16 protein-coding genes are annotated in these 19,825 nt (G+C 71.6%); 10 read left to right on the top strand and 6 right to left on the bottom strand.

From position 1 onward, the window contains the following. Window positions 1-80 precede the first annotated feature (80 nt). The 3 genes from N553_RS0100350 to N553_RS0100340 all read left to right on the top strand — a co-directional run bounded on the left by N553_RS0100350 (window position 81) and on the right by N553_RS0100340 (window position 3,533). A complete protein-coding gene (locus N553_RS0100350) occupies window positions 81-1,478 on the top strand; it encodes an ABC transporter substrate-binding protein (RefSeq protein ID WP_028044888.1) in 1,398 nt (465 codons plus the stop codon). 118 nt (window positions 1,479-1,596) lie between these two features. Then, window positions 1,597-2,535 carry a carbohydrate ABC transporter permease gene (locus tag N553_RS0100345; RefSeq protein WP_197029874.1) on the top strand — a complete coding sequence of 313 codons (939 nt, stop codon included), beginning with the start codon at window positions 1,597-1,599 and terminating at the stop codon, window positions 2,533-2,535. After that, window positions 2,532-3,533 (top strand): carbohydrate ABC transporter permease, encoded by a 1,002-nt coding sequence (locus N553_RS0100340; protein ID WP_369796636.1) that lies wholly within the window; start codon window positions 2,532-2,534, stop codon window positions 3,531-3,533. Before N553_RS0100345 ends, N553_RS0100340 begins: the two co-directional genes overlap by 4 nt. On the opposite strand, the gene N553_RS20330 is transcribed toward N553_RS0100340, so the two are convergent. Then, the gene (locus tag N553_RS20330; RefSeq protein WP_051639715.1) at window positions 3,475-4,467 is read right to left on the bottom strand and encodes a hypothetical protein; all 993 of its coding nucleotides are present in this window, start codon (window positions 4,465-4,467) and stop codon (window positions 3,475-3,477) included. The genes N553_RS0100340 and N553_RS20330 overlap by 59 nt on opposite strands. Before the next feature lie 107 nt (window positions 4,468-4,574). Between N553_RS20330 and N553_RS0100330 the strand changes: the two genes are divergently transcribed. From N553_RS0100330 to N553_RS20325, 3 genes are read left to right on the top strand one after another with little or no spacing between them, the layout of a single operon-like run. Then, window positions 4,575-5,753 (top strand): ferrochelatase, encoded by a 1,179-nt coding sequence (locus N553_RS0100330; protein ID WP_028044885.1) that lies wholly within the window; start codon window positions 4,575-4,577, stop codon window positions 5,751-5,753. 19 nt (window positions 5,754-5,772) lie between these two features. Further along, the gene (hemQ, locus tag N553_RS0100325; protein ID WP_028044884.1) at window positions 5,773-6,465 is read left to right on the top strand and encodes a hydrogen peroxide-dependent heme synthase; all 693 of its coding nucleotides are present in this window, start codon (window positions 5,773-5,775) and stop codon (window positions 6,463-6,465) included. Between the two features lie 33 nt (window positions 6,466-6,498). Continuing rightward, window positions 6,499-6,858, top strand: coding sequence for an META domain-containing protein (locus N553_RS20325; RefSeq protein WP_034620363.1), 360 nt, complete (start codon window positions 6,499-6,501; stop codon window positions 6,856-6,858). A 60-nt stretch (window positions 6,859-6,918) separates the two neighbouring features. Here the strand turns inward: N553_RS20325 and N553_RS0100315 are convergent, their stop codons facing one another. Both N553_RS0100315 and N553_RS0100310 read right to left on the bottom strand, forming a co-directional pair. Further along, entirely contained in the window at window positions 6,919-7,959 is a 1,041-nt protein-coding gene (locus N553_RS0100315) for an LLM class flavin-dependent oxidoreductase (RefSeq protein ID WP_028044883.1), read from the bottom strand. A gap of 38 nt (window positions 7,960-7,997) precedes the next feature. Beyond that, the gene (locus tag N553_RS0100310) at window positions 7,998-9,266 is read right to left on the bottom strand and encodes a Glu/Leu/Phe/Val dehydrogenase (protein WP_028044882.1); all 1,269 of its coding nucleotides are present in this window, start codon (window positions 9,264-9,266) and stop codon (window positions 7,998-8,000) included. A gap of 174 nt (window positions 9,267-9,440) precedes the next feature. Here N553_RS0100310 and N553_RS20320 point away from each other — a divergent pair, with 174 nt between their 5' ends. The 4 genes from N553_RS20320 (at window position 9,441) to N553_RS0100290 (ending at window position 15,378) form a co-directional block, all read left to right on the top strand. Continuing rightward, on the top strand, window positions 9,441-12,683 hold the full coding sequence (locus N553_RS20320; protein ID WP_034620362.1) for a bifunctional proline dehydrogenase/L-glutamate gamma-semialdehyde dehydrogenase: 3,243 nt from the start codon (window positions 9,441-9,443) through the stop codon (window positions 12,681-12,683). A gap of 86 nt (window positions 12,684-12,769) precedes the next feature. Continuing rightward, window positions 12,770-13,561, top strand: coding sequence for an IclR family transcriptional regulator (locus tag N553_RS0100300; RefSeq protein ID WP_028044881.1), 792 nt, complete (start codon window positions 12,770-12,772; stop codon window positions 13,559-13,561). 67 nt (window positions 13,562-13,628) lie between these two features. Continuing rightward, window positions 13,629-14,252, top strand: a complete 624-nt coding sequence (eda, locus tag N553_RS0100295) for a bifunctional 4-hydroxy-2-oxoglutarate aldolase/2-dehydro-3-deoxy-phosphogluconate aldolase (RefSeq protein WP_028044880.1) — start codon at window positions 13,629-13,631, stop codon at window positions 14,250-14,252. A gap of 22 nt (window positions 14,253-14,274) precedes the next feature. Beyond that, on the top strand, window positions 14,275-15,378 hold the full coding sequence (locus N553_RS0100290) for a sugar kinase (RefSeq protein WP_028044879.1): 1,104 nt from the start codon (window positions 14,275-14,277) through the stop codon (window positions 15,376-15,378). Window positions 15,379-15,382: 4 nt separating this feature from the next. On the opposite strand, the gene N553_RS0100285 is transcribed toward N553_RS0100290, so the two are convergent. The 3 genes from N553_RS0100285 to N553_RS0100275 form a co-directional block, all read right to left on the bottom strand. Then, window positions 15,383-16,750, bottom strand: a complete 1,368-nt coding sequence (locus N553_RS0100285; RefSeq protein WP_028044878.1) for a mannitol dehydrogenase family protein — start codon at window positions 16,748-16,750, stop codon at window positions 15,383-15,385. Beyond that, the gene (gene uxaC, locus N553_RS0100280) at window positions 16,747-18,177 is read right to left on the bottom strand and encodes a glucuronate isomerase (RefSeq protein WP_028044877.1); all 1,431 of its coding nucleotides are present in this window, start codon (window positions 18,175-18,177) and stop codon (window positions 16,747-16,749) included. The genes N553_RS0100285 and uxaC overlap by 4 nt, the downstream gene beginning before the upstream one ends. Before the next feature lie 62 nt (window positions 18,178-18,239). Continuing rightward, entirely contained in the window at window positions 18,240-19,811 is a 1,572-nt protein-coding gene (locus N553_RS0100275; protein ID WP_081844294.1) for a UxaA family hydrolase, read from the bottom strand. Window positions 19,812-19,825 lie beyond the last annotated feature (14 nt).

Genomic DNA, 19,825 nt, shown 5'->3' with positions numbered 1-19,825 from the left:
GCCCCCGTACCGACACGACCGCCCGCACGACCCGGACCTGGCATCCTGCCCGGTACGGACTATCTCCCGAAGGAGTGACGATGAGGTCCTCACGCACCACCGCGCTCGCCATGGCCGGTGTGCTGTCCCTCGGCCTGCTGGCCGCGTGCAGCTCGAACGACGACTCCGGCGACAGCTCGTCCGCGTCCAGCGACGGCAAGATCACCATCACCGTCGCCGGGCTCCAGCCCGGTGCCGAGCAGACCGCGATCGACGCGCTCAACGAGCGCGTGACACAGTTCGAGGCCAAGTACCCGGACATCACGATCGAGACGCAGGAGTACAACTGGCTCGCGTCGACCTTCGCGGCCGACCTCGCGGGTGGCACCCTGCCGACCGTGTTCGAGGTCCCCGCCACGGACACCAAGACGCTGATCCAGAACGGTCAGATCGCCGACATCGACGCCCAGGTCCAGCAGCTCCCGTACGCGGGCGACTTCAACGAGCAGGTCCTCGCAGCCGGCCTGAGCAACGACGGCAAGATCTACGCCGTCCCGGCCAAGTCGATCTACGCCGTGGCGCTGCACTACAACCGCAAGCTCTTCACGGACGCCGGCCTGGACCCCGACAAGCCGCCGACGAGCTGGGACGAGGTCCGTGAGTACTCCAAGACCATCCATGACAAGACCGGCGTGCCGGGCTACGCGATGATGGCGCTCGACAACGCGGGCGGCTGGCAGCTCACCGCAGCGGCGTACTCCCGCGGCGGCCGCACGCAGGTCCAGGACGGCGACGAGTACAAGGCCACGCTGACGGACCCCGCGGTCAAGGAGTCGCTCCAGTTCCTCGGTGACCTCAAGACGGACGGCTCGCTGTTCGAGAACACCCAGCTCGGCTGGGGCGACGTGAACAGCGGCTTCGCGGCCGGGCAGTTCGCGATGTACACCTCCGGCTCGGACATCTACACCGCCCTGGTGCAGAACAACGGCGTCACCGCGGACAACCTGGACTACGGCCTGACGGCTCTCCCGAACGAGGGCGACGACTCGGGCACCCTCGGTGGCGGCACGTACGCGGCCGTCGACCCGAAGGCGACCGACGCCGAGAAGGACGCCGCCGTCAAGTGGATCGACTTCTGGTACCTCGCCAAGCTCGTCGACCAGGACCAGGCCGTGGCCGACGCCAAGATCCTCGCGGAGCAGGACCCGCCGCAGGCCGTCGGAACCCCGACGCTCCCGATCTTCAGCAAGGAGCAGTACACGACCTCGCTGGAGTGGATCAAGGACTACGTCAACGTCCCGCTGGACAACATGAAGGGCTACACGGACGTCATGTTCACGCAGCCCGTCATCCCCGAGGCGGCACGTGCCACGCAGGACACCTACGGGCTGCTCTTCCCGATCGTGCAGGCGGTCATGACCGACCCGAGCGTCGACCTGGACCAGCTGCTGGCTGACGCGAACGAGCAGTCGCAGGCCCTGATCGACCAGGCGAGCTGATCCGCGCAGGACGGTGCCCGACCGGGGTTCGCTCCCGGCCGGGCACCGTCCGGCCGCCCGCCGACATCGAACGACCACGCGCCGACGTCGAACGACCACGCGCCGAGAGAAGGACCCGATGGCCATTCCGGAGACCGTCGCCGAGCCGCGACGTGCCGGTCAGAGACGCTCGCCTGTCACCTGGGTGCGGGGCGGCGGCCTGACCACCCTGCTGTTCGCGCTGCCGATGCTCGTCATCTTCGGGGTGTTCTCCTGGGCGCCGATCGTCAAGGCCGTCGTGATGAGCTTCCAGAAGACGAACCTCATCGTCACGTCGTGGGTCGGCCTGGAGAACTTCCAGCGCGTGTTCGCGGATCCCGTGCTGCCCGTCGCGATCCGCAACACCGCGTACTTCGCGCTGCTGGCACTCATCTTCGGGTACCCGGTCCCGTTGATCGCGGCCGTCCTGATGAGCGAGGCGCGCCGCGCGAAGGGTCTCTTCTCGGCCCTGGCGTACCTGCCCGTCGTCGTGCCGCCGGTCGTCGCCGTCCTGCTGTGGAAGTTCTTCTACGACCCGCGGCCCGAGGGCGTGTTCAACACGATCATCGGCTACGTCGGGATACCGCCGCAGCCCTGGTTGCAGAGCGCGACGTCGGCCATGCCGTCCCTCGTGCTCGAGGCGACGTGGGCCGCGGCGGGCGGCACCGTGATCATCTACCTCGCCGCACTGACGAGCGTGCCCCCCGAGCTGTACGACGCCGCCGAGGTCGACGGGGCGTCCATCTGGGGCAAGATCTGGCACGTCACGATGCCGCAGCTGCGCGGCGTCCTGCTCATCACCTTCATCCTGCAGATCATCGGGACCGCCCAGGTGTTCCTGGAGCCCTACCTGTTCACGGGCGGTGGTCCGGCGAACGCGACCGTGACGGTCCTGCTCCTCGTGTACAGGTACGCGTTCCAGAACAGCCTGGGCGGGAACTACGGCATGGCCACGGCACTCAGCCTCATGCTCGCCGCGTTCCTGGCCGTGATGTCCCTGATCTACTTCCGGATCACCCGCAGCTGGAGCACCTCGTGACGACGACCACCCCCACCCCCGGCAACGTCCCGCTTCCCGACGCGTCCGAGGTGCCGCTCGACGAGGGCTCGATGTCGCCCCCCGAGGCCCAGGTCCTGCGCACGGACGCGGTCCGCGAGGACGTCGACCGCAGCGTCCTGTCGGTCGCCGACTGGCGCCGGGCGCGGGTCAAGCACACGTGGAACGGCATCCACCTGCTGCTGCTCGTCGGGCTGGTCGTCGTGTGCGTCGGCCCGCTGCTCCTGCTCGCGAAGTTCGCGGTCACCCCGACGCAGGACATCCTCAAGACGCCGCTCGCGATCTTCCCCAACGGCATCAAGTGGTCGAACCTGCACGATGCCTGGTACGGCATCGACATCAGCAAGTACTTCGTCAACACCGTCATCCTGGCGATCGGGGCATGGGCGTCGCAGCTGATCGTCGCGACGACCGGCGGGTTCGTCCTGTCGGTCCTGCGACCCCGCTGGGCCCGGTACGTGCAGGGGCTCGTGCTCGCCACGCTGTTCGTGCCGGCGGTCGTGCTCCTCGTGCCGCTCTACCTGATCATCCTGCACCCGCCGGTGATCGATCACTCGCTGGTCAACTCGTACTGGGCCGTCTGGCTGCCGGCCGGCGCGAGCGCGTTCAACGTCGTCCTCGTCGCCCGGTTCTTCGACAACCTCCCGCGTGAGGTGTTCGAGGCCGCGAGGATGGACGGCGCGGGCCCGTTCCGGCTCTTCTGGTCGATCGTGCTGCCCATGAGCAAGCCGATCCTCGGCGTGGTGTCGGTGTTCGCGGTCATCGCGTCGTGGAAGGACTTCCTCTGGCCGTTGCTCGTGCTGCGCAACCCCGACCTGCAGCCGCTCTCCGTCCGGCTGCCGTCCATCGAGGCGACGACCGACAAGGGGACGCTGATGGCGGCCTACGCGATCGCCACCGTCATCCCGATCCTGATGTTCCTCATCTTCCAGCGGATGTTCCTGCGCGGAGCAGGCCTCGGGGGAGCCGTGAAGGGGTGACTCCCGACCTGGTGCGATAGGTGTCGAGCGCTGTGCTCAGCAGGAGGAAGCCGGCGAGGACTCCCAACGTCAACCGCACCGCCATGACGGCGAGGTCCTCGGGCCACTGCGCCTCGGCGTCGGGTGTCATCGCCAGGTAGGCGGAGAACGGCAGCTTCCACGCGCTCCAGGCGAAGAGCATCCCCGACCCGATCCACATCGCGAGGTACGGGACAGCGACCGGGAGCCGGCCAGGTCGGGCCCGACCGAACGCCCAGACCGACCACGCAGCGGCGGCGGACCACAGCGCGGTCGTGGCGGTCATGAGCCGCCAGTCCGTGGCTCGTGCACCTGGGTCGGCCAGTCCAAGCGTGCCGCCGACCGCCCAGTACGCGTCCACGGCGGCCACGGCTGCGGCCGTGGCGAAGGCCGCTCGGTGGCGCACGCGGACGACCGGAGCGGGCCGGTCTGCGAGCCGGCCGACAAGAGCCGCGCCCCAGCGCCCGCGCAGGTACAGCGGCAGCGCGACTGCCAGTGCGAGCGCGAGCCCCCCGAAGCTGACCTGGATGAGCGCACCTTCCCACCCGGGCATGCGGGGTCCGTCCCCGCTCGATGCGGCGGGTGCTCCCGAGTCGCCGAGCAGGCTGCTGACCAGCAGGTACGGGATCATCGGCACGAGGAAGCCGGCGCCGACCCACGCGAACGTCAGCACGGGCAGAGCCGGCACGCGGGCGCCCCACGGCTGCGCCAGCGCCAGTGCCAGGGCGATCCCGCCGACCGCGAGCACGATCGTCACGACGTTGAGCGTCACCCACTCGGCGACGCTGAAACCGCTGTCGACCGGCAGCACCCCCACGAGGGCGCCGACGACCCAGCACACCTTGATGACCAGGTACGGCGTGATCGCCAGCGCGCCGCCGTACGCGAATGCCCTCTGCACGGTCGAGATCTCCATGTGGCCATGGTGCTCGCGAGGCCCTGTGCACCCGCTGAGAAGGATCTGACAAAGCGTGCCTTCGATCTCACGCCTGCTCCGTTCGGGCCCTGATCGCACCCGGTGGGATGATCGGACGTGTGGCCCCTGACACCGTCGTGAGCACCCCCGCGCCCTCCGCCGTCAGCTCCGTCGCTCCGTACGACGCGCTCCTGCTCTTCTCGTTCGGCGGCCCGGACGGCCCCGAGGACGTCATGCCGTTCCTCCGCAACGTCACCGCCGGCAAGAACATCCCCGACGAGCGGCTTGCCGTCGTCGCGGAGCACTACCACCACTTCGGCGGCGCCAGTCCGATCAACGGTCAGAACATCGCCCTGCAGCGCGCGCTCGCGGACGAGCTCGCACGCCGCGGCATCGACCTGCCGGTGCTCTGGGGCAACCGCAACTGGACCCCGTACACGAAGGACGCGCTTGCGGCCGCTCATGCGGACGGTGCGCAGCGTGTGGTCGCCCTCGTGACCAGCGCGTACTCGTCGTACTCCGGCTGCCGCCAGTACCGCGAGAACCTCTGGGCGTCGCTGGACGAGCTGGCCGCGGACCTCGGCCTGCCCGAGCACCCCCTCGTCGTCGACAAGGTGCACTCGTACTTCAACCACCCGGGATTCGTCGAAGCCAACATCGACGCCGTCGTCGAGGCGTACGCCACGGTGCCGTCCGACGCGAGGCTCGTGTTCGTCACCCACTCCATCCCGGACACGATGGAGGAGGCCTCCACGGTCTCGGGCGCAACCTACAGCCAGCAGCACCTCGACGTCGCCGCTGTCGTCGCCACGGCCGCTGAGTCCCGGCTCGGTCACCCGGTCACCTGGGACCTGGCCTACTGCTCGCGCTCCGGACCGCCCAGCCAGCCGTGGCTCGAGCCCGACATCAACGACCACCTCGCCGCACTCGCGTCCGACGGCGTGGCCGCCGTCGTCCTGTCCCCGATCGGGTTCGTCTCCGACCACATGGAGGTCGCGTTCGACCTCGACACCGAAGCGCTCGAGACTGCCGCCGAGCTCGGCCTGGTCGCCGTGCGCGCGGACTCCGTCGGGACCCGCGAACCGTTCGTCCGCGGACTCGTGGACCTCGTCGTGGAGCGTGCCGCCACGGCCCGGGCGCTCGAGGCGGGCGACGAGCCCGCACCCCGCGCCGCAGTGGGGACGTTCGGCGCGTTCCGCGACATCTGCGCGCCGGGCTGCTGCCAGATGCGTGCTGGCCAGCCGACCGGCATCCCCGCCGCCTGCTCGACCGACCCGCTGTCCTGAACCGTTGGAGACCGCTGCGATGACGCACGATGCCGAAGCCCTGAACGCGACCGTCCGCTACACCATGTGGACCGTCTTCGCGCTCGAGGAGGTGCTGCCCGAGAGCGACCGCGATCGTGCGCAGCTCGTCGCCGAGGCGCTGGCTGCCGTGGCCGACGACGGTCTGGTGATCCGCGGCTGGTACGACGTGGCGGGTCTGCGGGCGGACGCCGACCTCATGGTCTGGTGGCACGCCGAGACCGTCGAGGAGGTCCAGGGGGCCTACCAGCGGTTCCGCGCGAGCGACCTGGGCCGGCACCTGCTGCCTGTGTGGTCCGTGGTGGGTCTGCACCGCCCGGCCGAGTTCAACCGGTCGCACGTCCCCGCGTTCCTCGCGGGCGAGCCGGCCGGCGACTACGTCTGCGTCTACCCGTTCGTGCGGTCCTACGACTGGTACGTGCTGCCCGAGGACGACCGCCGCCGGATGCTCGTCGAGCACGGTCAGGCCGCGCGCGGGTACGCCGACGTCCGCGCGAACACCGTGTCCGCGTTCGCGCTGGGCGACTACGAGTGGATCCTGGCGTTCGAGGCGTCGGAGCTGTACCGCATCGTCGACCTCATGCGTGACCTGCGGGCCACCGACGCCCGCCGGCACGTCCGCGAGGAGATCCCGTTCTACACGGGCCCGCGCGTGACGTTGGAGGCCTGGGCGGATCGTCAGCCGCGCGGCTGATCCTTTTGGGTCGGGCGGTGGCAGGATCGCCCCATGGTCGACCTCGCGGGAACATGGCGGTTCACGGCGGTCCAGGGCGCAGACGTCACGGCCGGGTTGCGCTCGGCACCCTTCCTCACGTTCGACGGTGACGGGCAGGTGTACGGCGACGCAGGTGTGAACCGCGTCCGCGGCACCTGGGAGCTCGCCGGAACGCGTCTGGTGTTCGGTCCGATGGTCTCGACGATGATGGCCGGCCCGCCCGAGGCGATGACCTGCGAGCAGCGGATCCTGCGACTGCTGGGCGACCCGGTCGAGCTGGTCGCCCCGGACGGCGACACGATCGAGCTGGACGGCTCGGGCGGTGCGGCGACCCTGGTCCGGGACGAGCACGCCGGCGACCGGGCCGTCTAGGGCCGCCACCGCGAGGTTCGCCCCCGGTGGCGTCGCCGCGACGGTCGCGCGCGAGCTCGTTCAGGCCGTGACGGTCGCCGGCCAGCGCGCGGCGACCGCCTCGATGGTGCGCTGGCGGGTGGCGATGTCGAACGCGGTGCCGGTGATCATCAGCTCGTCGGCCCCGGTGCGACCCACCAGCGCGGTCAGCTCGTCGACGGCGCGGTCGGCGGTGGTCGCGATCTGCGTGCCGGGGAACTTCGCGAAGAACTCGGCGGCCTGGACGGGGTCGATCTCTGCCAGGGCCGCGGCGGCGTCGGACGGCGAGACGATCGGTCCGAGCGGTCGGCCGGACCGCAGCGAGAGGGCCATCACCCGGCTCGGTCCAGCGAGGTACGACGCCTCCTCGTCGGAGTCGGCGACGAGCACGGACGCCGAGACCATCAGGTGCGGCTCGTCGAGCACCTGCGACGCCCGGAACGAGGACCGGTAGGCCGCAGCGGCTTCCAACGTCAGGCCCGTGTTGAAGTGGTTGGCATAGCTGAACGGCAGGCCGAGCTGGCCCGCGAGCTGCGCGCTGAACAGGGACGACCCGAGCAGCCAGACCTCGGGCGCGGAGGTCGCGGCGGGGGTCGCGGACAGCCGCGAGGCGCGCAGGGAGCCGGCGTGACCGGTCACCGGGACGCCGAGCAGGACCAGCACGTCGATCAGCTCCGCGGGGAAGTCGTCGGCACCCAGGCCGTCGACCGTTCGACGCAGTGCTGCGGCGGTCATCGGGTCGGCACCGGGCGCCCGGCCGATGCCGAGGTCGACGCGTCCGGGGTGGAGTGCCTCGAGCATCGCGAACTGTTCCGCGACCACGAGCGACGGGTGGTTCGGCAGCATCACTCCGCCAGACCCGACCCGGATCGTGGACGTCGACGCCGCGAGGTGCGCGAGCAGCACCCCTGGCGAGGTCGACGCGACGGCGGCCATCGAGTGGTGCTCGGCCACCCAGAAGCGCGCGTATCCCGCCGCCTCGGCGGTGCGGGCCAGCTCCGTCGAGGCGGCGAGGGCGTCGCCGGAGGACTGGCCGACGGAGACGGGGGCGGTGTCGAGGACTGACAGAGGTACGTGGCTCACGAGGTACGCAACGTCGCGCACCGCGTCGGTACTCCCGCCTACGGGTAGAGGCCGCGGATCTGGTGGGCCTCGGCGACGCGTCGGACGCCGATGGTCAGCGCTGCGTCACGCAGTGAGATCCCCTCGGCCTGAGCGAGCGCGGCCACGGCGCGGTGTGCGGTGACCATGCGGTGCTCGAGGCGGTCCTCGATCTCGCGCTCGGTCCACCAGTACGCCTGGTTGGCCTGCACCCACTCGAAGTAGGAGACGACGACACCGCCGGCGTTGGCCAGGATGTCGGGCACGACCACGACGCCGCGGTCCGCGAGGATCCGGTCGCCCTCGGCGGTGGTCGGACCGTTGGCGCCCTCCACCACCCAGCGCGCCTTGACGTTGACCGCGGTCTCCGAGTCGATCACGCCCTCGACGGCGGCCGGCACCAGCACGTCGACGTCGAGAGCCAGCAGCTCGGTGTTGTCGATGGGGTCGCCGCCGTCGAAGCCGGCCACGCTGCCGGTCACCTCCACGTGCCGCAGCAGCGCCGCGACGTCCAGCCCGTCGCTGCGGAAGACCCCGCCGGTCTCGTCGGACACCGCGACCACACGCGTCCCGGCGTCGTGCAGGAACCGGGCTGCGTGCGATCCCACCTTGCCGAAGCCCTGGACGGCGGCACTCACCTCGTTGAGCTGCACCCCCGCGTCCCCGAGCGCCGCCGAGGCTGCGTGCACCACACCCCGGGAGGTGGCGGTCGCGCGGCCGAGCGAGCCACCGACGGTCACCGGCTTGCCCGTGGTCACGGCCGGGATCGTGTACCCCTGGCTGACGGAGTAGGTGTCCATGACCCAGGCCATGGTCTGCTCGTTCGTTCCGATGTCGGGCGCCATGATGTCCCGCTCAGGGCCGATGATCGGCATGATCTCGCTGGTGTAGCGGCGGGTCACCCGCTCGAGCTCGCTCACGGAGTGCTCGCGCGGGTTGATCGTGACACCGCCCTTGGCGCCGCCGTACGGCACGTCGACGACGGCGCACTTCCACGTCATCCACATCGCGAGCGCGCGCACCTCGTCGATGTCGACCGACGACGCGTACCGCAGACCGCCCTTGCCGGGTCCGCGCGAGATGTTGTGCTGGACGCGGTAGCCCATGAACAGCTCGATCTCGCCGTCGTCGCGACGCAGCGGAACCGCGACGTTCATCTCGCGGCGCGGGGTGGCGAGCATGCGGTGCAGGCCCTCGTCGTAGCCGAGGAGGTCGACGGCAGAGGCCAGCTGCGCCCTGGCGGTGTCGAGCGGGCTCGCGGATTCCGGGGTGTCTGTGATGTCGGTCACGCTGGACACCTTGTCACCCCGGGCGCGGGGGACCGGGGATGCCCGAGGGGCGAGCCGTGAGAGTCCACGCTGCGGAAACGATCGTGTCTCGGAACGGCCGCGGTACGGGTACGCGATCTGGCCGTCGGACGGCTCAAGGAAGAGACTGGATCGGATTCCCGACGAAGGAGCGGCATGTCGCAGGACGTCACGAACGATGCGGTCCACCTGGCGCGTGAGTGGCTCACAGCCACCGCCGAAGAACAGACGGCTCGGGAACGGCGGACGACAGGTCGGCTTGCGGCGCTGGTCGCCGACCCCGCCGGCCTCGAGCTCGCCGTGCGGTTCGTCGACCGGGTGGCCCGCCCGCAGGACGTCCGGGTGGCCGCCCGCGAGCTGGCCGAGCTGTCCGCGTCGTCGGCAGGGTTCCTCGGACCAGCCGACAAGGCGATGCTCGGGCTGGGGTCGCGCGTGGGACCGATCCTCCCGGCGGTCGTCGTGCCTGCCGCCCGGGAGCGCCTGCGGTCACTGGTCGGGCATCTTGTCGCCGACGACGGGCCGGGGCTGGCGAAGCACCTGGCCCGCACGCGGACCGACGGCTTTCGCCTCAACCTCAACCTGCTGGGCGAGGCTGTGCTGGGGGAGCGCGAGGCGGCCGCGCGGTTGGCTCGCGTCACGGCGCTCGTCGAGCGGCCGGACGTCGACTACGTGTCGGTCAAGGTCTCCGCGGTGGCCAGCCAGCTGTCCACCTGGGACACCGAGGGTTCGGTCGCACGGGTGGTCGACCGGCTGCGGCCGCTGTACCTGACCGCCGCGAAGCACGGCACGTTCCTCAACCTCGACATGGAGGAGTACCGCGATCTCGCGCTGACGATCCGGGTGTTCGAGCGGCTGGCGTCGGACCCCGCGCTGAGCGAGGCGCCGATGGGGATCGTGCTCCAGGCGTATTTGCCGGACGCGTCCGACGCGCTCGACGAGCTGACCTCCGTCGCCGGAGGACGTACGGGCGCGGCCCGGCTCAAGGTCCGACTGGTCAAGGGCGCCAACCTCGCGATGGAGCAGGTGGAGTCCGAGCTGCACGGCTGGCCCCAGGCGCCCTACGGGTCCAAGCAGGACGTCGACGCGGCCTACCTGCGGCTCGTCGACCGTTCGTTGGCGCCCGAGCGCACCCGGCACCTGCGCGTCGGCGTCGCGAGTCACAACCTGTTCCATGTCGCGGCCGCACACCTGCTCGCGCAGGAACGCGGAGTCGGCGAGGCGCTCGACGTCGAGATGCTCCAGGGCATGGCACCGGCGCAGGCACGTGCGGTCCGTGACACCGTCGGCTCCGTCCTGCTCTACACACCGGTGGTCGCGCGGCACGACTTCGACGTCGCCATCGCCTACCTGGTGCGGCGGCTCGAGGAGAACTCCGCGAGCCAGAACTTCCTGCACGCGCTGTTCGCCGACGAGGCCGCGATGGACGCCCAGGAGTCGGCGTTCCGCACGGCCTACCGCGACCGGCTGCTTCCGCCCACGGCACCTCGTCGCGTCGCGCGGCCCGCGCTCGACCTGTCCGACGAGTTCGCCAACACCCCGGACACCGATCCGGCAGCGGCGCTCGCGCGAGCGTGGGCACGCGGGATCGTCGAGCGGGAGATCGACGTCCCGCCGGGGGCGGTGCTCGTGTCGTCGATCGCCGAGGTCGACGAGGTGGTGGCACGCGCCGTCGCGGCGGCGCCGGGCTGGGGCGCGACGTCCCCTGCGGACCGGGCCAAGGCGCTGCACCGGGTCGCCGAGTCGTTGGAGGAGGCGCGCTCCGACCTGGTCGCCGCGATGGTCCACGAGGCGGGAAAGACGGTGGCGGAGGCCGATCCCGAGGTGAGTGAGGCGGTGGACTTCGCGCGCTACTACGCGGACCGCGCCGTCGACCTCGCATCCGTCGAGGGTGCCGTGCACACACCGTCGGGCGTCTCCGTCGTGACACCACCGTGGAACTTCCCGGTCGCCATCCCGGTGGGCTCGGTGCTCGCGTCGCTGGCGGCCGGGAGCCCGGTTCTGGTGAAGCCCGCTCCCCAGACGCCCCTGTGCGGCCAGGTCGCGATGGCCGCGATCCAGCGTGGCCTCGACGCTCCCGGTGCGCTCACCGTGGTGCTCAGCCCCGAGGGGCCGGTCGGCCGGCATCTCGTGACGCACCCGTCGGTCTCGCGCGTCCTGCTCACGGGCTCGATCGAGACCGCCCGCCTGTTCGCCGGTTGGCGGCCGTCCCTCGACGTGCTGGCCGAGACCTCGGGCAAGAACGCGCTCGTCATCACGCCGTCCGCGGACGTCGACCTCGCCGTTGCCGACCTGGTGCGCTCGGCGTTCGGGCACGCCGGCCAGAAGTGCTCGGCCGCGTCGCTCGCGATCCTCGTCGGCTCGGCCGGCCGCTCGGACCGGCTGCGCCGGCAGCTGGCCGACGCCGTGTCGTCGCTCCGGGTCGGCCCGTCGACGGACCTCGGCAACGCCGTCGGCCCTCTGACGGAACCCGCGAGCGGGAAACTCTTGCGAGCGCTCACCACGCTCGACGCGGGCGAGTCGTGGCTGATCAAGCCACGTCGGCTCGACGAGGAGGGACGACTCTGGTCGCCGGGCGTGAAGTTCGGCGTCCAACCAGGCTCGTGGTTCCACCTGACCGAGTGCTTCGGGCCGGTCCTCGGGATCGTGTTCGTGGAGACCCTCGACGCGGCGATCGAGGTGCAGAACGCGGTGCCGTTCGGCCTGACGGGCGGGCTGCACTCGCTGGAGGAGACGGAGATCGCGCACTGGCTGGACCGCGTGGAGGTCGGGAACGCCTACGTCAACCGGCACATCACCGGTGCGATCGTGCGGCGGCAGCCGTTCGGCGGGTGGAAGGCCTCGACCGTCGGCCCCGGCGCGAAGGCGGGCGGTCCGCACTACGTCGCACAGATCGGCTCGTGGTCGGACTCGCCCGAGGTGCCCTCCGACGACGAGTCGTGGCTGGCTTGGGCCTCGGCGGACGACGACCGGGTGTGGGCTGACGAGCTCTCCGTCGAGCACGACCCGTCGAAGCTCCGGGTCGAGGCGAACGTGCTGCGGTACCGGCCGGTCCCGCTGCTGACGATCCGCATCGGGGACGGTGCGCCGCCGGCCCATGTGGCACGGGTCCGGCACGCAGCCGAGACCGCGGGCGTGCGCGTGACCGTCAGCTCCGTCGAGTCCGAGACGCACGAGACGTTCGCCGCTCGCGTCCGTGACGGTTGGGTCACCGGGCGGATCCGGGTGATCGGTGACGCCCCTCACCTGCGGGAGGCCGCGGTCACCCGGCTGGGGGAGGTGACGGTCCTGGACGCGGCTGTCGTCGCGAGTGCCCACCGCGAGCTGCTCACGGTGGTGCGCGAGCAGGCTGTCAGCCGGACGCTGCATCGCTTCGGCCACGTTCCGCCGTCCGACCGGTAGACGCAGCAGGACACGCGCCTGGCGCCAGCAGACCGGCGCGGCACGGAGCTCGCTGGTGCCTGCTGTCGGGCCGCTAGGTTGGCCCCATGTCCTCGCCTGTCGAACCGTTTACGAGTGCGGCTTCGCCCGTCGAGTCCGTCGACAGGGCGCTCCTCGTGCTCGAGGCGCTCGCGCGGGGCGGTTCGGCTGGACTCGGTCTCGCCGACCTCGCCACGGCCGTCGGCATCAACAAGACGACCGTCCACCGCACGCTCGCAGCACTGCGCCACCGCGGGTTCGCGACGCAGGCACCGTCCGGGAACTACGTGCTCGGCCCTGCGGCCACCCGGCTCGCCGACGACTACTTCAGTGACGAGAACCTTCCGGTCCTGCTGCACCCGGCGCTCGTGGCGCTGAGCGGCGCCACGGACGAGCTCGTGCACCTCGGTGTGCTGAGCGGGACGCACGTGGTCTACCTCGACAAGGTCGAGCCGGAGCGCTCGGTGCGGGTCTGGTCGGCGGTGGGACGCCGGAGCCCTGCGGTCACGACGGCCCTGGGCCGGGCCCTGCTGGCGTTCCGGGGAACTGACCGCGCGATGCTCGGCGCCTACGTAGGGACCGCGGGCGGGCAGGGTGTCGACCAGGACCACGTCTGGTCCGAGCTGGTGCGCGCGCGGACCCGGGGCTGGGCGACCGAGGAGCAGGAGAACGAGGTCGGCATCAGCTGCGTCGCGGTGCCCCTGATGCGTTCGGGCTCGGCAGTCGCAGCGGTGAGCGTGACGGCGCCCGCGGACCGGATGACCGCGGACCGGATCGGGTGGCTGAACGACCGGATGCGGTCGGTTCTCCCGCCCCTGCTGCCTGACGGCATGTCGCTGGGTGCGCCGGAGGGCAGCTGACTGTGCGATGCTGTTCCGGCAAGCGGTATGACTATTCCGCCTAACGGAACGCCTCGAAGGGAATCGCGTGGACGCACTCGCAGCGCTGCGGGCCGCTCGACTGGTCCCGGTCGTGGTCATCGACGACGCAGCCGACGCCGACGGACTCGGCAGCGCACTCGTCTCGGGAGGGCTGCCCGTCGCCGAGGTCACGTTCCGCACGGCGGCAGCCGAAGAGTCGATCCGGGTGCTGGCGGCGCGCGGCGACGTGCTCGTCGGAGCGGGAACCGTCCTGACCGTGGCGCAGGTGGACCAGGCCGTCGCCGCCGGCGCGGTCTACGTGGTCTCGCCCGGCCTGTCGCGGGCCGTCGTCGAGCGGTGCGCCGAGCACGGCGTCCTCGCCCTGCCGGGGGCGGTGACCGCCACCGAGGTCCAGGCCGCGCTCGAGCTCGGGCTGACGACCGTGAAGTTCTTCCCTGCCGGCACGTCGGGGGGCGCACCCGCCATCGCTGCCCTGGCTGCTCCGTTCGGGGGCGTGAGCTTCGTACCGACCGGCGGCATCGGGCCCGCGAACCTGCACGAGTACCTCGCGATCCCGGCTGTGGCCGCCGTGGGTGGCTCGTGGATGGTCCCCCGAGACCGGATCCGTGCCCGAGACGTCGACGGGATCGCGCGGCTCGTGGCCGACGCCGTCGCGCTAGCACACCCCTGACCCCCGACCCGAGGACCACACCATGGCTGCCCTGAACATCCGCCCGGCGGCCGAGTGCCGCTACGACGTCGTCGCGCTCGGCGAGGTGATGCTGCGTCTCGACCCCGGTGAGGGACGCATCCGGACCGCGCGCACGTTCCGCGCCTGGGAGGGCGGCGGCGAGTACAACGTCGCCCGCGGGCTGCGTCGTGCCTTCGACCTGCGTGGGGCTGTCGTGACGGCGCTCGCGGACAACGAGGTGGGCCGGCTCGTCGAGGACCTCATCCTGACGGGCGGCCTCGACACAGCGTTCCTGCGGTGGGTCCCGTACGACGGCATCGGGCGCGAGGTCCGCAACGGGCTCAACTTCACCGAGCGCGGCTTCGGCGTCCGCGGTGCCGTCGGCGTCTCCGACCGTGGGCACACCGCCGCCTCCCAGCTGAAGCCTGGTGACGTCGACTGGGAGCACCTCTTCGGCGAGCTCGGCGTGCGGTGGCTGCACACCGGAGGCATCTTCGCCGCGCTGAGCGAGTCCAGCGCGGAGACGGTCCTCGAGGCCGTGACCGTCGGCAAGAAGTACGGCACGGTCGTCTCCTACGACCTGAACTACCGCCCGAGCCTCTGGAGGTCGATCGGCGGCAAGGCCAGGGCGCAGGAGGTCAACCGCGAGATCGCGAGCTCGATCGACGTCATGATCGGGAACGAGGAGGACTTCACGGCGAGCCTCGGGTTCGAGGTCGAGGGGGTCGACGAGTCCCTGTCGGAGCTCGAGGTGGCCACGTTCGCCGCGATGATCGAGCGGGCGGCTCAGGCGTACCCGAACTTCGCGGTGATCGGCACGACGATGCGCACCGTCCGCTCCGCCAGCATCAACGACTGGGGTGCCCTCGCCTGGTCCCGCGAGACGGGCGTCGTGCAGGCCACCCAGCGCGACAACCTGGAGATCATGGACCGCGTGGGCGGCGGTGACTCGTTCGCCTCGGGTCTGATCTACGGCCTGCTCGACGGGCAACCGCTCCAGACGGCTGTCGAGTACGGCGCCGCGCACGGGGCTCTCGCCATGACGACGCCGGGGGACACCACCATGGTGACCAAGGCGGACGTGCTCAAGCTCGCGGCGGGCGGCGGGGCTCGCGTCGACCGCTGAGCCGTCAGCCGCGTACCAGCTCGCCGGCCTGGGTCGCCACCGCGTCGACAAGCGGGCCGTCCGCGGCGATCTCCGGGTCGAGGACCTCCACGACCCGTCGGACGGCGTCGGGGAGCGGCCCTGACGCCAGTGGCAGCAGCTCGGCCGAGCGGACGTCGGTCACCGTCGCCCCGGCACCGCGCAGGTGGCAGACCCAGGCGGCGAGCGTGCGGGTCGCCGCGCCCGGGAGCTGGCCCACCGCCCGCTCACGGCGCAGGACGGGGAGCACCCGGATGGGCAGCTTCTGCGAGCCGTCCCAGGCGATCTGGTCGAGACGGTGACGCATCCGCGAGTTCGCGAACCGCTCGGTCAGGGCGGCGACGTAGGCGGCGTTCTGGTCGGCGGGCAGGCTCAGGTGTCGCAGAGCGACGTCCCACCACTCGCGCAACCAGCCGCGGCACGTCTCGTCGCGCATCGCGTCGGCGACGGTCACGTGACCTCGCAAGGAGCCGGCGTACGCGAGCAGCGAGTGCCCGCCGTTGAGCAGCCAGAGCTTGCGCTCCTCGAACGGCGCGACGTCGGTGGTGAAGGTGGCACCGGCGTCCTGCCAGTCCGGCTGTCCGGCGGCGAAGTCCCCGCTGATCACCCACTCGGTGAACGGCTCGGTGACGACGGTCGCCCGGTCCCGCACACCCGTCGACGCCTCGACGTCCGCGCGGTCGGCGTCCGTCGCCTCGGGGGTGATCCGGTCGACCATCGTCGTCGCGAAGGCGACGTGCGACGCGATCCAGGCGGCCAGAGCGGGGTCCACCCGCTCCGCCAGGTCGCCGACGACGCGCGCGACCGCAGCGCCGTTGGCGGGCAGGTTGTCGCACGGCACCACGGTCAGAGGTCCGGCCCCGGCCCGACGGCGAGCGGCGAGGCCGGCGACGAGCAGCCCTGGCGCCGTCGAGACCGACGCCGAGGGTTCGCGACGCAGCGCGGCGAGGTCCGCGACGACCTCCGGCCGGGACACGTCGAGCCCGCCGTCGGCTGCGCGCAGGTAGCCCGCCTCCGTGACCGTCGTGGTGACGACCTGCACCTGCGGGTCGCTCAGGTAGCCGAGCCAGGCCGGGCCGTCGTCGGCGGTGTGGGCTCGGGCGATGCTTCCGACGACCTCGAACCGGTCTCCGTCGCTCCCGCGCGTCACCAGCGTGTAGAGACCGTCCTGCGAGCGGAGCGTGTCGACGATCGCGCGCGAGCGGTCCGAGGCGCGGCCCGTGAAGGCGGCGATGCCCCACCCGGTGGCGGAGTGCGCGCTGTACCAGGCCTGGTGCGCCCGGAAGAAGTTGCCGAGCCCGAGGTGGACGTGCCGCACGGGCGGGGCAGCGGCCGACCGGTGCAGCTCCGTCACAGAGCGAACACCTCTCGGGGACGGCCGACGACGAGGTCGGTCACGGTGTCGAGTGCCTCGTCCTCGTCCAGCCGGTGCTCGGCGACGAGCTGCGCGAGGAACCCGCTGTCGAGTCGGCGTGACATGTCGTGCCGCACCGGGATGGTGCAGAACGCCCGCGTGTCGTCGATGAACCCCGAGGTCCGGGAGAACCCGGCGGTGTCGGTGACGGCACCGCGCCAGCGCCGCACCGCCTCCGGGGCGTCCAGGAACCACCACGGCGCTCCCACGTAGACCGAGGGGTAGAAGCCGGCCAGCGGTGCGAGCTCGCGGGAGAACGACGTCTCGTCGAGCGTGAAGAGCACGAGCCGGAGGTTCGGGTGCGTGCCGAACCTCTCGAGCAGCGGGCGCAGCGGGTCCGTGAAGTCCGTGCGCAACGGGATGTCGTGGCCGGTGTCGGGGCCGAAACGCGCCGCCGACGGTCCGTGGTGCCCTCGGCGCACCCCGATGTGCAGGGTCATGGTCAGCCCGTCCTCGGTGGACATCCGGGCCATCTCGAGCAGCATGTGCCGGCGGAGCGCGACGGCCTCGGCGGTGGTCGCCGTGCCGGCGGTCGCGGCGCGGTAGACCCGCTCGGCCTCGGCTGCCTCCAACGGCGCCGTGCCCGCATCCGTGTGGGCGTGGTCCGCGGAACGGGCGCCGTGCTCGACGAAGTGCCGGCGACGGGCCTCCATGGCGCCGACCCAGCCCGCGTAGGTGTCCGTGGCGATCCCCGAGACCTCACCGAGCCGCTCGACGGCCTGCGCCCAGCCCGGCGCCGACGCCTCCAGGTACTTGTCGGGGCGGAAGGTCGGGATGACCCGGCCGGACCAGGTCGGGTCGGCGTCGAGGGCTGCGTGCACCGACAGGTCGTCGCAGGGGTCGTCCGTCGTGGCGAGGACCGAGATGTTGAAGCGGGTGAACAGGGCGCGCGGGCTGTACGCGGGCTGGCTCAGCAAGCCGGCGAGGTGGTCGTAGATCGCATCGGCCGTCTCGGGCGAGGGGCGCTGCGTCACGCCGAAGATCTCGGCCAGCTCGGACTCGAGCCAGTACCGCACAGGAGTCCCACGGAAGACGTGCCAGTGCGCGCACAGCAGCCGCCAGGCCTCCCGCGCCCGGGCCTCGCTCAGCGGCCCTTGCCCCACGCCGAGTGCCTCGAGCGGCACGCCCGAGGCGTGCAGCAGCCGGGTGACGTAGTGGTCCGGGGAGACGAAGAGCTCCGCGGGATCGCGGAAGGGTGCGTCCTCGAACAGCAGGCGCGGGTCGACGTGACCGTGCGGGGAGATGATCGGCAGGTCCCGCACCTGCTCGTAGAGCCGGCGGGCGATCGCACGCACGACGGGGTCGGCGGGCAGCAGCCGGTCCGGGTGGACGGTGAGCCGAGGCGTGTCGTGCAGGGTGGCGGTCATGGTTCGCTCTCAGAGGTCGTGGGACGTTCGGGGACGACGGACGCGGCGGCGGAGGTCGAGCATCAGGTCACGGTGCCGAGCTGCCACGGGATGAACTCCTCCTGGCCGAGATCCAGCTCCTCGCTCACGGTCCGGCGTCCGGAGGCGACCGCCAGGATCGTCTCGAAGATCTCGTCGGCCACCTCGTCCAGGGTCGCCGTCCCGTCGACGATGCGGCCGCAGTTGAGGTCCATGTCGTCGCTCATGCGCTCGAACATCTCGGTGTTGGTCGCCAGCTTGATCGACGGCGTCGGCCGGCAACCCAGGACGGATCCGCGACCCGTGGTGAAGCACACGACGGTCGCCCCACCGGCGACGATCCCGGTCACGGAGACGGGGTCGTAGCCGGGCGTGTCCATGAAGACGAAGCCGTGCTCGGTCACGGGCTCGGCGTACTCGTACACCGCGCTCAGGTCCGCCTGGCCGCCCTTGGCCACGGCACCGAGCGACTTCTCCAGGATCGTGGTGAGGCCGCCGGCCTTGTTGCCGGGCGAGGGGTTGTTGTCCAGGGTGCCGCCGCCCGCGCGGGCGTAGGCCTGCCACCAGTCGATCCGGTCCAGCAGCCGCCGGCCGACCGCCTCGGAGACGGCGCGGCGGGTCAGCAGGTGCTCCGCGCCGAAGACCTCGGGCGTCTCGGCCAGGATCGACGTGCCGCCGGCGGCGACGAGCCGGTCGGATGCGCGACCGAGCGCGGGGTTGGCCGTGATCCCCGAGTAGCCGTCCGAGCCACCGCAGTTCAACCCGAGCACCAGCTCGCTGATCGGTGCCGGAGCCCGCCGTCGCGCGTCGAGGACGGGAAGCATCGCCCGGATGGCCTCGACACCCGCGCGCACCGTGGCGCGCACCCCGCCGGTGTCCTGGATGGTCAGCGTCTGCACGAGGGTGTCCGCCGGCAGGTCGAGGCCGTCGACGAGCGACTGCACCGGGACCATCTCGCACCCCAGGCCCAGCACCAGCAGACCGCCGAAGTTCGGGTGCTGGGCGTACCCGCGCAGCGTGCGCAGGAGGATGTTGGCGCCCTCGCTGCCCGGGACGAGGCCGCAGCCGCTCTGGTGGGTGAGCGCGACGACGCCGTCGACGTTCGGGAAGGCGTCCAGGGCCATCCCGCGGAACTGGTCGGCGATCATCTTCGCGGACGACGCCGAGCAGTTGACCGACGTGAGCACACCCACGAAGTTGCGGGTGCCGACCCGGCCGTTCACCCGGTGGTATCCCTCGAACGTGCGGACCGGGCCGACGGCGGGCTCCAGCGTCGCGTGGACGGTGCCGAACTCGTACGACCGCTGTGTGTCGTCCATCCCGAGGTTGTGCGTGTGGACGTGGGTGCCGGCGCGGATGTCGACGAGGGCGAGCCCGATCGACTGGCCGTACTTGTGCACGGCGCTCCCGGCGGCCACGTCGCGGACCGCCAGCTTGTGGCTGCGGGGGACCTCGCCCGTCAGGAGGATCTCGCCGGTCGCGGTGCGCACGCGCGTGCCGGCCTGCAGGGTGGTCGTCGTCACCGCGACGTCGTCGTCGGGACGCAGCAGCAGCGCGCACTGTCCGAGCGGCACCGCGCCGGTCGGTGTCGTGCCGGTCTCCCGCAGGTCAGCCATCGTCGCTCTCCTGA

The sequence above is a fragment of the Cellulomonas sp. URHE0023 genome (assembly GCF_000688475.1).
Lineage (GTDB): Bacteria > Actinomycetota > Actinomycetes > Actinomycetales > Cellulomonadaceae > Cellulomonas.
Note: the sequence above shows the minus strand (reverse complement) of the source record. Positions and strands in the feature narration are given on the sequence as shown.

Excerpts from the sequence above, each read along its gene's own strand:
- uxaC (WP_028044877.1), bottom strand. The coding sequence starts at position 18,177 with ATGACCGCCACCCTGCACGACACGCCTCGGCTCACCGTCCACCCGGAC.
- N553_RS0100275 (WP_081844294.1), bottom strand. The coding sequence starts at position 19,811 with ATGGCTGACCTGCGGGAGACCGGCACGACACCGACCGGCGCGGTGCCG.
- N553_RS0100350 (WP_028044888.1), top strand. The coding sequence starts at position 81 with ATGAGGTCCTCACGCACCACCGCGCTCGCCATGGCCGGTGTGCTGTCC.
- N553_RS20320 (WP_034620362.1), top strand. The coding sequence starts at position 9,441 with ATGTCGCAGGACGTCACGAACGATGCGGTCCACCTGGCGCGTGAGTGG.
- N553_RS20330 (WP_051639715.1), bottom strand. The coding sequence starts at position 4,467 with ATGGAGATCTCGACCGTGCAGAGGGCATTCGCGTACGGCGGCGCGCTG.
- N553_RS0100345 (WP_197029874.1), top strand. The coding sequence starts at position 1,597 with ATGGCCATTCCGGAGACCGTCGCCGAGCCGCGACGTGCCGGTCAGAGA.
- N553_RS20325 (WP_034620363.1), top strand. The coding sequence starts at position 6,499 with ATGGTCGACCTCGCGGGAACATGGCGGTTCACGGCGGTCCAGGGCGCA.
- N553_RS0100290 (WP_028044879.1), top strand. The coding sequence starts at position 14,275 with ATGGCTGCCCTGAACATCCGCCCGGCGGCCGAGTGCCGCTACGACGTC.
- hemQ (WP_028044884.1), top strand. The coding sequence starts at position 5,773 with ATGACGCACGATGCCGAAGCCCTGAACGCGACCGTCCGCTACACCATG.
- N553_RS0100300 (WP_028044881.1), top strand. The coding sequence starts at position 12,770 with ATGTCCTCGCCTGTCGAACCGTTTACGAGTGCGGCTTCGCCCGTCGAG.
- N553_RS0100330 (WP_028044885.1), top strand. The coding sequence starts at position 4,575 with ATGATCGGACGTGTGGCCCCTGACACCGTCGTGAGCACCCCCGCGCCC.